This is a genomic window from Nonomuraea sp. NPDC050691 (genome assembly GCF_040654455.1).
Lineage (GTDB): Bacteria > Actinomycetota > Actinomycetes > Streptosporangiales > Streptosporangiaceae > Nonomuraea.
The window spans coordinates 23,036-35,267 of record NZ_JBFAIA010000080.1; the positions used below are offsets into that span (position 1 = coordinate 23,036).

Here is a 12,232-nt window from a genome sequence, read left to right on the forward strand (position 1 = left end):
GGTGAGGCAGCGGAATGCCGTAAGATCCTCGAGGCCACGATGATCAGCGGCGGCCCGGCGAGGCCATGATCGCAAGAGGGCCGCCGACCTCTTGAGGAGGCACGGTGAACGGGCCTGTGGAAGACCCTTTGCCGGAGGCGCTCGGCGCGGCTGGGGCCAAGGCAGAGGTCGGCGCGCCGAGGCCGCCCACGGTGCCGGATCGACGACGGTTCCGGGTGGGCATGAGACTGGCGGCCGTCGCGGCGGTGATCGTGGTCGCGGGGGCGGTGAGCGTCCTGAGTTTCACGGGCTCGGGCGCCAAGCAGCGGGTGACCGTGGCGACGGCGCCGCAGGGTCCTGTACGCGCCGACGTGTCGGTGTTCCTGTGCGGGACGAAGACAGACGACGGCCTGTGCCAAGGACGCGCCGCCACCGAGCAGGAGAAGGCCGACCTGGCGACATCGTTGCGCCGGCTCCCCGGCGTCGCTCGGGTCTCGTTCGAGGACCGCAAGAGCGCATACGAACGCTTCCGTAAGGCATACGCAGGTCAGCCGAAGATCCTGGGCCAGGTGAAGGCGGAGCAGGTGCCCGAGCTGTACCGCGTCGTGCTGCGCCCAGGGGCGCAGCCGCAGCCGGTGTACGCGGCGGCGAAGGGCATGCCGGGCGTGGCGCTGGTCTCCGATCTGATTATGATCGCGGGCGTTTCGGAGGACTCCCTCAAGAAGACGGCCGACGTCATGGTGTTCCTCTGCAAGACCTTCTCCGACACGCCTGCGTGCAAGCGTTACGAGGCACGCAACAACACCGCAGGAATCAGCCCCGAGGACATCACGAAGCTCAACCGGGCGATCACGGCGATGCCCGGGGTGCGGGAGGTGCGTTTCGAGGACCAGGCGGAGGCCTATGAGGAGTTCAAGCGCACCTACGCCGGCAACAAAACCCTGCTCGACGCCGCCGAGGTGGAGGACATGCCGCGGTGGTTCCTTGTCCACCTCAAGCCGGACGCCGATTCCGACAAGGTGGCGGCCACCCTGGCACGTCGGCCGGGTGTCGCCCAGACGAGGGACGGCAGGTGTTCCGTCCTCCTCATCTCGCTCATGAGGGACTATGGGATCACCCTTGCGGACAGCTGCAGCCATGGAGAATGACACCCCTCACCATCAGAGCCCCCGCGCACGTAGTGTGGCAACCGAAGGCCGCAAGACCCCCGAGGCCGACAGGAGGCGAGCCGCAGCCCATGGGCATGATGATGGCCGTGAGCTTCACACGCTACGGGAGGCTCTACTACCTCGACCCTGGCCCGCACAGCCCCAAGGTGGGCGACAAGGTGCTGGTGCCCACCGACGCCGGTCCTGAGGTGGCCGAGTGCGTGTGGGCTCCGCAGTACGTGAGTGAGGACATCGACGGGTTGCCGGTGTGCGCGGGCATCGCGGAGGAGGAGCAGCTCACCCGCGACGAGACCAACAAGCGCCGGCGAGCCGAGGCGCGCAGCGTGGCCAAGCGGCTGATCAAGCGGCACACGTTGCCGATGAAGGTGGTGGGCGTCGACTACCTCGACGCGGACAACGTCTTCACCGTCTACTTCTCGGCCCCGCATCGCGTCGACTTCCGCGCTCTGGTCCGTGACCTGGCCCGTAACCTGCGGGCCAGGGTGGAGCTGCGGCAGATCGGTCCGCGCGACGAGGCCCGGCTGCAGGGCGGCATCGGTCCGTGCGGCCGCGACCTGTGCTGTGCCACGTTCCTGAAGGACTTCGAGCCGGTGTCGGTGCGCATGGCCAAGGACCAGGACCTGCCGGTCAACCCGTTGCGTATCGCGGGCGCGTGCGGGCGGTTGATGTGCTGCCTGAAGTACGAGCACCCGCTGTACATGGAGACGCGCCAGCGGATGCCACGCGCGGGCACGCGGGTGAGCACGCCGCAGGGCGAGGGCAGCGTGGTGGGGCACAACGTCCCGGCGGACACGGTGACCGTCCGGCTGGACGACGGCGGCCGGCGCTGCGCCTGTCCGTCCGCGTCGGTGTGCTCGCCACGCAAGCAGCATGACGCCGTGTACGGCGAAGCCGCCGCTCAGCCGGGGTCGACGGAGCCGTCGGCGTAAGTGAGGGTCGGCATCGGGGTGGGGGAGGCTCCGGTCGTGGCGGCACAGCTGAAGGCCAGCCCCCCTCCCGCCGGGTCCTGTGTGGTCACGCAGGCGGTCAGCGAGGTCCACGGCAGGCCGGTGGGCCCTGACTTGACGTACCGTTTCGCGATCCGCTCCTTGCTCATGGTCACGGTGCAGGAGCGCGATGCCGGCCCTTCGTCGCAGCCGTACCACAGAGGAGTCTTGAAGGGACGGTAGTAAGGGTTGTTGCGGGCGCGTTCAGGCCGCGGATCAGGCCCGGTGATCGTGGCCTTGAGGCGGATCCGCTCTCCCTCGGCCAGCTTGAACGTGCAGATGCGAGCATCGCTCCCGCCCGAGGCGTTCGTCTTCACGCTGCACGCCACCGGCGCGCCGGTGACCGTCACCCCCCATACCGTGGCCAGGCTTATCACGAAATCCCACTTCTTCACCTTCTTGGGCTTGGGGGTGGGAGTGTCGGGCACCTGCACGCGCGAAGCGTCGGGGGGCTCCGGGACCGTCAGCCGTCGCAACGTCAGGGTGAGGTCGTCAGGGGATTTCGCGAAATGCGGCGCGGGCGCTTCGACGGCCGACGACAGCCGTGCCAGGTCGTCCTTCTGATCGGCCGGCACCTGGTAGCCGACGAACCTGAACTCCAGCGTCAGGCCGGCGGCGGCGATCCGGTCGCGGATGGCCTTCAGCACCTCGGCCTGGTCGCCGGTGCACGCGTCGTGGCCGTGCCGGGTCACGACGATGACCCGGTTGGCCTGCCTGCCGCGGAAGGGGTAGAAGCCGGAGAAGTCGTCGATGGTGGCGAGTACGCCGCTCTCCAGCGTCGGCCGGCCGCCCGGAGTGAGGGCACGGGCCGCGGCGGCGATCCGTCCGCCCTGGCCGACGCCGCTGGACACGACCTCGGCGGTGTTGCCGGGCGTGGCGCAGGCCCCGCCGAACCGGCGCAGTGACAGCGCGTCGCCGTCGCCCGCGTTCCCCGCCGCGGATCCGACCGCGGCGGCGATCGCGCCGAACCCGTCCTGCCCGCCCGTGATGGAGGCGTCGACCAGGAACGCGGTGCGGTGGTCGGGGATGGCCCGATACCCGAGGTAGCCGAGCGCACCGGCGGCGATCAACACGAGGACGAGCGTCACCGCCACCACACGCCGGCGACGGCGCGGACGAGGCGGCGGCGCGGCCGTCGCGGACGTGTCCCGGTGTGGGCCGGGCGGCGGCGTGGTCATCGCGGAGCCGCCGGACTCGTGGCGCGTAGCGCCTTCAGTGCCCTCTCCAAGGCGTCAACCTCGTCGTTGTAGGTGTCGGCGACCTGGATGTAGGCCGCGAAGTCCGGCGGCGACCCGGATCGGGCGGCGCCGAGCAGTCTCTCCGCCGCGGCGATGACGTGCCCCTGCCGGACCCGCAGGCCGGCCGCCCTGCGGTAGATGTCCTGCGCGGCCGGGGTCTTCGCCCGGCCCCGGAGGTCTTCCAGCTCCGCCCCGGGGCCGGGCTTCTCGGCCTGGTCCAGGGTTCGTTCGGCGGCGTCGATCCGGCCCGCCTCGAGCGCCCTGTACGCGGCGTTGACCTGGTCGATCGGGCGGTTCAGGACGCGGATGAGCTGGTCGGCGCCGCGGATGACCGGCTCGACGTTGGCGTACCAGTCGAGGCCGGCGCGCAGGCGCGCCGGCGTGTCGGCGAACAGGGGAGCCGGAGCCCCGGACGCCGTCGCGAGACGGCTGAGCCCTTCACGCTCGCCCTCGGGCACCTGGAAGCCGATCAGCCGGAACTCGACCGCCAGGCCCGCTCCGGCGATCCGCTGCCGGATCTCCCGTTCGACGAAGGCGGTGTCGGTGTCGCACGCGTCCGTGCCGTGCCTGGTGACCACGATGACCCGGTTGACCTGCTTGGCTCGCAGCGACAGCGGCGCGGAGAAGTCCTCCACGGCCTGGACCAGGCCTTTCAGCAGGGTGGCCTGGCCGCCGCCGGGCACCCCGGCGGCAGCCTCGGCGATCTCCTGGCGGTTGCCGGTGCCGAAGCCCACGAGCTGTTTCGTGTTGCCGTCGGCGCCGCACTCGCCGCCGAAGCTCCGCAGCGCGAGCGCGTCGCCGTCCCCCGAGTTGGCCAGGACCTGCTTGAGCGAGGCGGCGATGACGCCCGGCCCTCCGGCGGCGGTGTCGGCGGTCGCGTCGATCAGGAAGTGGGTCTTGTACGTCGGCGCCAGCCACGGGAGCACCCACGTCACGCCCGCCCAGTAGCCGCCGGCCAGCACGGCGGCGACGGCCACGATGACGACGAGGCTCCGCGGCGCTTTCAGGTGGAAGTTGAGGTCGCGGCCGGGCATGTAGATCCGGCCGTGCCCCGTGGCGTGCGCTTCCTGCCGCACCACGGCCGGCTCGCCGTCGGGTGACGTCCGGCGGCGGGCGGCCATCACTCGGTGATGTGCTGGTCGTGCGCCGCCTGGTACACCCGCCCGTGCTCGGAGGCTCGGGCGTTCATGATGACGTGCTGGACGGACGGCTGGCCCGCCTCGCGAAGCAGCGGAGCGAGCGCGTCCAGCATGTGCCGCAGCTCCTCGGCCACCCGCGGATCGTCGGCCGTCAGCCTGCGCAGCCTGCTCTGCCACTCGGCGGCCAGCTCGGCCTCGGTCTGCGAGTCGCCCGACTCCCGGGCGGCCAGCACCTCGGCCCGCGTCTCCAGCAGCTCGGCCTCCACCGCCGGCGCGCGTTCGGGGTGCCGGCGTCGCCACAACGCGACGACGGCGTCGCACGCCCGCTGCCACCCGTCGGTGGCCATGGCCGTCACCACCGCGGTGCCCGCGGCCAGCACAAGCGGATCCATCACGCTCCCGATGAGTCGGCGCACCCGGTCGCGAAGCGCGTCCGGCGCGTACCGCCAGCATCGGCGCGGGCGGCGGGACTGTCGAAGTCGTGTCGCCTATCGGATCATTGGTGACGGCTATGCGGGCAGGTCAACAGCCTTCGGCGCGGACGACCGCGGCGCGAGCTGCCGTACGGTGCGGGCGGCGAGGCGGCAGAAGGCCGCGGCCAGGCCGTCCTCGTCGTCGCGCCGCCGCGCGGCGACCACGAGGGCGGGGGGTAGGCCGGTGAGCTCGATCATCCGCAGGCCGGCCGGCATCGGGATGTGCCGGATGTTGTAGGGGCCGGGGCAGACGACCCGGCTCATGCGGATGGTGAGCATCAGCTCCTCGGGCGTGCCTCCGGGCTCGCCGGCGAGCCGTGGCCGCTCGCCGTTCCGCTGCTCGTCCATGTGCCACCAGCGCACCACCCGGCCGGGGACGTCCGGGTGGGTCGGCGCCATGGTCTCGTCCAACACGTCGGCGAAGCCGACGGCGGGTGCGTCCCACAGCGCGTGACCGGCCGGGACGGCGATGCCGCGGAGCTCGGTGATCAGCGGCTCCCACACCAGCCGTTCGGGGTCCAGCGGCATGAACATCACCGCCGCGTCGACCTCCCCGTTGATCAACGGGGCGTCGAAGTCGATCAGTCCGACCTGCCGCCAGCTGACGCGCACCTGGGGGTAGGCGGCGGTGAACGCGCTCAACACCGTGATGTGGATCTCCTCGGGCAGCGGCAGCGAGAACGCCACGCGCAGGGCGCCGTTGCCGAGGCCGGCCACGTCACGGGCGGCCCGGGCGGCCTCGTCCACGGCGCGCAGCACTTCACGGACCCGCTCGTAGAACACCTCTCCGGCGGGCGTGAGCCGCAACCCCGCCGGGTCGCGGATCAGCAGCGCCGTGCCCACCCGGCGCTCCAGTTCTCGTACCTGCTGGCTGAGTGTCGGCTGGGAGACGTGCAGGCGAGCGGCTGCCCGGGTGAAGCCGCCATACTCAGCGACCGCTACGAAATAGCGAAAATGGCGCAATTCCAAGGTTTCCCCAGAAAGGTCAGAATTCGCAGTCATAGGGATGAGCCCTACGTTAAGCGTAGATCACTCGGCGTCAGCAGATCCGGCCGTCCACTGACGAGACAACGGAAGCGGGGTCACCGGAAAGCCAGAATCGCCTATCCCCGCGGGCGCGCGGACCGCAGCCGCGGCCCCGAACGGCTTTTGGCGTGAGTCCTCCGTCACGCCTCCTGCCCGCCACCCCTCTCACGCTCGAAGACCCGCAGCACGCGCGCGGTCGGGTCCGGCGCTTCGGGGTCCTGGAGGCGATCGGTCACCAGGAAGTCGGGCAGTTCCCAGTCCGGGGCGTGGTCGCGCTCGGTCAGCAGGAACGTCCCGCCCCGGGCGTCCGGCTCCCGACCGGCCGCCAGGCCCCGTTCGATGACCGCGAGCACGTCGGACGGAAGCGGATGAGCGTTGTCCGTCACGCACGCCCCCCACGGTGTTCCGAAGCTCTTGGACAGCAGGTCGGCCTGCAGGGCACGGCCGTTCTTCCCGGCGCCCCACACCCGCAGCCGGACGCACCGGTGGCAGTCCCCGGAGCCGGCGACATGGCGGATCTCCGCCTTCCACACGAACTCACCGCCGCCCGTGCGCAACGTCCGCAGCCTCGTACCCACGCCACCACCCCCGTCAGTCACCGCCACAGAGTCCGTGGAGCAGTCTGCTCGGCGGAGGCTCGGACGCGCGACACATATGCGCAGAAGCCGGAAACCAGAGAGCACGAGACCGAAACGCGCGAAAAATCGGGAACAACCGGGAACCGCCCTCCATCGCCACGGCAATCACAGGTGTCATCGCCGCCCTGATCGCCTGGTACGGCCCGTCCGGACGGTGAGCCCATGACGGGACATGGGGCCCTGCGGCATGAAGGGGCCCGCAGGGTGTCCACCGAAGGTGCCCGCCGCTCGCTCGCAGGTGCCTCCGGGGCCTGGGCAGTGGGACGCGGAGCGGTGGGATGTGGGGCGGCGGGGCGTAGGATCGCCACCCATGTGGTCCCGTGCCCTGGCCGTCCTCGTCGCGGTCGCGCTCCTGGCCACCGGCTGCGCTCGCGACCAACGCCCGCTCCCCGAGCCCGGAGGTCTCGCCTGGTCGGACTGCGGGGACGGGTTCCAGTGCGCGAAGCTCGCCGTGCCGCTCGACCACGACGTTCCGGACGGCGAGCGAATCCGGATCAGCGTCATCCGGCTGCCCGCCACCGGTGACCGTATCGGGTCACTCCTCCTCAACCCCGGCGGACCGGGCGGCTCCGGCGTGGAGTACGCGCGGGCGGCGCAGTCGGTGGTGAGCCCGGGCGTACGGGCCCGGTTCGACATCGTGGGGTTCGACCCGCGCGGCGTGGGGGCGTCCGCGCCGGTCGAATGCCTGGACGACCATCGCCTCGACGCGTTCCTGGCGCTGGACGCCACCCCGGACGACGCGACGGAGCGAGCGGCGCTGGAGCGCGGGTCACGGGAGTTCGCGCAGGGCTGCGCGGCGCACGCGGGCAAGCTGCTCCAGCACGTGGGCACGGTGGACGCGGCCCGCGACATGGACGCGCTGCGCGAGGCGCTGGGTGACCGGAAGCTGACCTACCTCGGCAAGTCCTACGGCACGTTCCTGGGGGCGATGTACGCAGATCTGTTCCCGGGGCGTGTGCGGGCACTCGTCCTCGACGGGGCGGTGGACCCGGCCCTGTCGAGGTTCCGGTTCAACACGGAGCAGGCGGACGGCTTCGAGGTGGCGTTCCGGGCGTACGTGGACGACTGCCTGGCCCGCGGCGACTGCCCGTTCCGCAGCCGCGACGCCGGCGGCGCCATGGACGAGCTCACGGCGCTGCTCCGCCGCGCGGACCGTCACCCGCTCCCAGCCGGAGCCGGAGGAGACGGAGGGGACCGTGAGGTCACCGAGGCGCTGGCCCTGCTCGGCGCGCTGACGCCGCTCTACGACCGCGGCAGCTGGCCCATGCTCACCGAGACCCTCACGGAGGCGTTGCGGGGCGACGGGACGATGCTGCTGCAGAACGCCGACCTGCTCATGGGCCGCGGAGCCGACGGCTACTCCAACCAGACCGAGGCCAACATGGCCATCAACTGCGTCGACGGCGCGTACCCGAAGGACGTGCGCTCGTACGAGCGGGCCGCCGCGGACCTGTCCCGCACGGCGCCCCGCTTCGGCCCGTACATCGCCTGGAGCTCCCTGCCCTGCGCCTACTGGCCGACCCGCCCCACCTTCCAGAACCACCCGCTCACGGCGAAAGGCGCACCGCCGATCCTGGTCGTCGGCACGAGACGCGACCCGGCCACCCCTTACGCCTGGGCCCGCTCCCTCGCCGGCGAACTGGAGTCGGGAGTGCTGCTCACGTACGAGGGGGACGGGCACACGGCCTACAACAGCGGCGACACCTGCGTGGACACGGCCGTGGACCGCTACCTCATCACCGGCGAACCTCCGGAAGACGGCACCACATGCCCGTAGCGGGCGGAGATCGGCGGGCGGTCTGGAGCGAATACCCCTTGGGCTCCTGTAGACTCTGTCACGCTGCACGGCACGCCGCCTTAGCTCAGTCGGCCAGAGCACTTCACTCGTAATGAAGGGGTCTGGGGTTCGAATCCCCAAGGCGGCTCCAGCTCAGAAGCCCCCTGTGATGATTACAGGGGGCTTTTTGCGTGACTGGCCGCGTGACCATGGCCCCCGGATCATGCGCCGAAGATGCGATCCATGACCGTCGCTCCGCTCCGGATGACGGGCTGATCTGCTTCCGGTAGACCAGTTCCGTAGCTCCCGGTGCGTCCAGTCCTTCAGGTCCAGGTCGGTATCTTGGAGGATCTTCCGGAAGGCTCGCCGCACGTCGTGCGCGTCCAGGCACGTGCCGACGCTCGACGTGAACACGAGACCGTGTCCTGGCAGCGTCTCCCGGCGCCCCGCACTCCCGGGCTTGGCACTCCCGATGTTCTCGGAGCACGTCCACGCAGCGTTGCGGGAGGGCCGGCGTCCGGCGGTAGTGAATGGCGCGGTCAGGGGCGGCTCACACGTGAGATATCTCCGCGACAAGAAAGGCGTCCGGCAAGTCTGATGAGATCCTTTTGACGCTTTGAGAAACGGCTGTGTCTCACGGCCGCTGAATCGGACAGGATCGATGATGAACTACTACCCCGACGACGGCAGATTCCCCTTGGGAACCCGGGTGGAGGTGCGTTACCCGCTCACGGCAGGGCATCGGACCGCCGACCGCACCGACTGGCCGTGGGTGCCGGGCGAGGTCATGACGCAAATCCGCCCAGATCAGTGGCAAGTCGTGGTTACGGTTCCCCGGACCGCCCAGGCCACGGGGCAAGATCGCGAAGATGACGATGCGACGGACTTCCTAGTCGTATTCCGTCACATCTCGGAAATCAAGCACCAGCCGATGCCCGGCCAGCCCGCTGCTACGCCACCCGCCATCACCCCGCCCACCGTCGGGCTACAGGAGATGATCGTCGATCTGGTGCGAGCGGCCCGCACCTTGGCCGAGGCCACCGACCCCACTGCCGATCCCGCCGCCGCTCCCGCCGGACGGCTGGCACCAGACCGCGCGGCACTGCTGGAAGCGCTGGGACACCTACCCGAGGTCCACCGGGCGCTACAGCGGGTCACCGAGAACGTGAACCTTGCTCTCGGCGTGGACCAGGCCAAGTCCTAGAGCCTCGATGTCAGAGCAGGCCAGGCACGGGTGCGTGTGGCGTCACCCCCGCGCCGACACCGAGCGTGGCGGTCGCAGCTCGGAGTCTGTCCGGGCTCCTGCATGTCGAGGAGGGTGGACAGGAACTCTCGGCCGCGGGAGTCGCGGAAGCGCGGAGGGCGGGCGCGCACCAGGAGACGGCACCGACGCTCGTAGGGATCCATCACGCTCCCATGCCAGACTGAAGGCTCTGTTCTCGGACAGCTCTCGCACTGCTTCGATCACGCCGTATCCGTGCAGGCCGGCACCACAGCGCTGCTACCTGACGAAAGTCGGGGTGGCGCCCTGCCGATCGTCCGCTGTGCGGCCACCTCGCTCGCTCCTAGCGTTCGTATCCCGACGCACGAAGAGCATGAGGAAACAGTGATGAAGACGAGAAAGCGCGTGGCGGCCGCCGTTCTGACCGGTGTGGTGCTGGCGGCCGGGGGGACGGCTGCCGCGAGTGCCACGGCGACGTCCCAGGGGACCGGCGCGCTGAGCGCGGCCACGGTCGACGCCTACGTGCGTGACTACGTCGCGCGGACCGGCCTGCCCGGTGCCCTGGTCGTGGTCACCGAAGGCGACAAGGTCGTCCATGTCGCGGGTTATGGCCACACGGCCACCGGTGAGGCGGTCACCAAGGACACGCCGATGCCGCTCGCCTCGCTCTCCAAGTCGTTCACGGCCTTGGGGGTGCTGCGCCTCGCCGACCAGCGCAGGATCAGCCTGGACGCGCCCGTTCGCGGCTACCTGCCGGAGTTCGCCATGGCCGACCCCCGCGCGGGGAAGATCACGGTGCGGCAGCTGCTACAGCAGACCTCGGGCATGAGCGACCGGACCTTTCCCGAGCTGACCCTCCCCGCGCCGGACACCCTCAAGGACGCCGTCGCGATGCTGCGGACCGCTCCTCTGGCTACCGATCCCGGCACCAAGATGGCCTACCACAACCCCAACTACGCCGTCGCGGCCCGGCTGGTCGAGGTGGTGGCCGGGGTGCCGTTCGGCGACTACATGGCCGCCTCCGTGTTCCGCCCGCTCGGCATGACGTCCACCAGGACCGTGAACACCACCCGAGAGCTCCCCGGCGGAGGCGCGGGCTACATCCGCGCCTACGGCCAGGTCATGAAGCGCGCGCAGCCGAAGTGGTTCGTCAACGGCGGCGCCGGCGTCGTGAGCACCGCCGGTGACCTGGCGAAATGGCTCATCGCGCAGAACGGCTCCAGCCATGCCGTTCCCGAGCGAACCGTGAAGGCCGCCCAGACCCCGTCCGGCGTGGGCGGCAGCACGTACGGCATGGGATGGCAGACCGGGAAGACCCCCGGCGGGGCGCCCGAGCTCCAGCACACCGGCTGGCTGCTCACCCACAACTCCGCCCAGACCCTGCTGCCGCAGAGCCGGTACGGCATCGCCGTCGTCGCCAACACCGGAATGATCTCCGGCGACGACGCGCTCATCATGACCGAGGGCCTGATCGACATCATGGAAGGCCGTCCCGGCGCCGGAGCCGCGCCCTTCACCATGTCCGCGGATCCGTGGCTCGCCGGCCTGTCCCTGCTCAACCTCGCACTGGGGGTCCTCGGGGTCTGGCGCGCCCGCCGCTGGGCCGGCCGCCGCGCGGGCCGCCCTGTGTGGCGCCTGATCGTACGCATGATCCCCTACGTGCTGCCGATCGCCTTCTTCGCCGGCCTCGGCGACCTGATCGCCCTGCTGATGAACAGGGCCGGCACGCTGGACATGATCACGTACGTCTGGCTCGCGCTCTACATCTGGGCCGCCACCGCCGCGCTGGCCGCCACCGCGGTCATCGTCGCCCGCACCGTCCACACCGTCCTTGCCCGCCGCCCGCGGGTCCGGGGGGAAGCCGGCGTCGGTGAGACCGTGCGGTCCGAGGCGTGAGGCCTCATGGGGCCGGGCCGGGACGCGGTCACCGAAGGGCGAGCGGCCGGTCAGCAGGCGCCGGACATGGATGGTGTCTTAGGTGCTCGCCGTCACCAGGGCGCGGTTGTCGGGCGCGACCGTGACGGTGAGGACAGGCTCGTCATGTTCCGCCCAGTTCTCGGCGACAGTCTTGCCCGTCACCGGGTCCCAGAGGAGCACCGCGCCGGTGTCATTCCCCGTCACCAGGACGCCCGAAGGAGCGAACGCCACCGCTGTGGTCAGTACCCTCCTGGGAAGCTGGCCGGTCATGCCGCCGGTGGTGCCGTTCCACAGCCTCGTGTGGTCGCCGGCCGTGACGAAGAAGCGGCCGTCGGGGGACCAGGTCACCGAATGCCTACAGGCTGGAGGCCCCGTCCTTCAGGGCGGGCAGGAAAGCCGGAACGGTCGGACACTCTGATCTCCTGGTTTTGTCGGTGACGGTCGGTAGGTTGATCGGCATGTCCCGCTACCGCCTGACGCCGACGCCTGCCCAGGAGCAGGCGCTGGCCGAGCATTGCGGGCACGCCCGGTACGTGTGGAATCTGGCGTGTGAGCAGCACGCGCACTGGCGGCCGGGACGCAAGAGCGCACCCAGGTTCGCCGAGCAGTGCCGCCAGCTGACCGAGGCGCGAGCGGAATCCGGGTGGCTGCGGGCGGGGTCGATCATC

The 12,232-nt window shown here is 70.8% G+C and carries 11 protein-coding genes, 1 tRNA gene and 1 pseudogene; 7 read left to right on the forward strand and 6 right to left on the reverse strand.

Annotated features, from left to right (window positions below):
- The first annotated feature begins 128 nt into the window (after positions 1-128).
- Together AB0H81_RS25880 and ricT are read left to right on the forward strand one after the other, a co-directional pair.
- The gene (locus tag AB0H81_RS25880; protein WP_358379506.1) at positions 129-1,127 is read left to right on the forward strand and encodes a permease-like cell division protein FtsX; all 999 of its coding nucleotides are present in this window, start codon (positions 129-131) and stop codon (positions 1,125-1,127) included.
- 95 nt (positions 1,128-1,222) lie between these two features.
- Positions 1,223-2,077, forward strand: coding sequence for a regulatory iron-sulfur-containing complex subunit RicT (gene ricT / locus AB0H81_RS25885; protein ID WP_358379535.1), 855 nt, complete (start codon positions 1,223-1,225; stop codon positions 2,075-2,077).
- Here ricT and AB0H81_RS25890 read toward each other — a convergent pair.
- The 5 genes from AB0H81_RS25890 to AB0H81_RS25910 form a co-directional block, all read right to left on the reverse strand.
- Positions 2,047-3,222 (reverse strand): hypothetical protein, encoded by a 1,176-nt coding sequence (locus AB0H81_RS25890; RefSeq protein WP_358379509.1) that lies wholly within the window; start codon positions 3,220-3,222, stop codon positions 2,047-2,049. The genes ricT and AB0H81_RS25890 overlap by 31 nt on opposite strands.
- An 86-nt stretch (positions 3,223-3,308) precedes the next feature.
- Positions 3,309-4,493 carry a hypothetical protein gene (locus AB0H81_RS25895; protein WP_358379512.1) on the reverse strand — a complete coding sequence of 395 codons (1,185 nt, stop codon included), beginning with the start codon at positions 4,491-4,493 and terminating at the stop codon, positions 3,309-3,311.
- Entirely contained in the window at positions 4,493-4,903 is a 411-nt protein-coding gene (locus AB0H81_RS25900) for a hypothetical protein (protein ID WP_358379514.1), read from the reverse strand. The genes AB0H81_RS25895 and AB0H81_RS25900 overlap by 1 nt, the downstream gene beginning before the upstream one ends.
- A 117-nt stretch (positions 4,904-5,020) precedes the next feature.
- A complete protein-coding gene (locus tag AB0H81_RS25905) occupies positions 5,021-5,986 on the reverse strand; it encodes a LysR family transcriptional regulator (RefSeq protein WP_358379516.1) in 966 nt (321 codons plus the stop codon).
- A 164-nt stretch (positions 5,987-6,150) separates the two neighbouring features.
- Positions 6,151-6,588 (reverse strand): hypothetical protein, encoded by a 438-nt coding sequence (locus tag AB0H81_RS25910; protein ID WP_358379519.1) that lies wholly within the window; start codon positions 6,586-6,588, stop codon positions 6,151-6,153.
- A 370-nt stretch (positions 6,589-6,958) separates the two neighbouring features.
- Here AB0H81_RS25910 and AB0H81_RS25915 point away from each other — a divergent pair, with 370 nt between their 5' ends.
- The 4 genes from AB0H81_RS25915 to AB0H81_RS25930 all read left to right on the forward strand — a co-directional run bounded on the left by AB0H81_RS25915 (position 6,959) and on the right by AB0H81_RS25930 (position 11,543).
- Positions 6,959-8,425 (forward strand): alpha/beta hydrolase, encoded by a 1,467-nt coding sequence (locus AB0H81_RS25915; RefSeq protein ID WP_358379521.1) that lies wholly within the window; start codon positions 6,959-6,961, stop codon positions 8,423-8,425.
- Between the two features lie 74 nt (positions 8,426-8,499).
- Positions 8,500-8,576 (forward strand) — tRNA-Thr (locus tag AB0H81_RS25920).
- 510 nt (positions 8,577-9,086) lie between these two features.
- Positions 9,087-9,629 carry a hypothetical protein gene (locus AB0H81_RS25925; RefSeq protein ID WP_358379524.1) on the forward strand — a complete coding sequence of 181 codons (543 nt, stop codon included), beginning with the start codon at positions 9,087-9,089 and terminating at the stop codon, positions 9,627-9,629.
- Between the two features lie 405 nt (positions 9,630-10,034).
- Entirely contained in the window at positions 10,035-11,543 is a 1,509-nt protein-coding gene (locus tag AB0H81_RS25930) for a serine hydrolase domain-containing protein (RefSeq protein ID WP_358379526.1), read from the forward strand.
- A 78-nt stretch (positions 11,544-11,621) separates the two neighbouring features.
- On the opposite strand, the pseudogene AB0H81_RS25935 reads toward AB0H81_RS25930, so the two are convergent.
- Positions 11,622-11,915 (reverse strand): annotated as a pseudogene (locus tag AB0H81_RS25935) (phosphotransferase); the annotation flags it as partial.
- A gap of 107 nt (positions 11,916-12,022) precedes the next feature.
- Here AB0H81_RS25935 and AB0H81_RS25940 point away from each other — a divergent pair.
- On the forward strand, positions 12,023-12,232 hold a 210-nt coding region (locus tag AB0H81_RS25940; RefSeq protein ID WP_358379529.1), incomplete at its 3' end, for a helix-turn-helix domain-containing protein.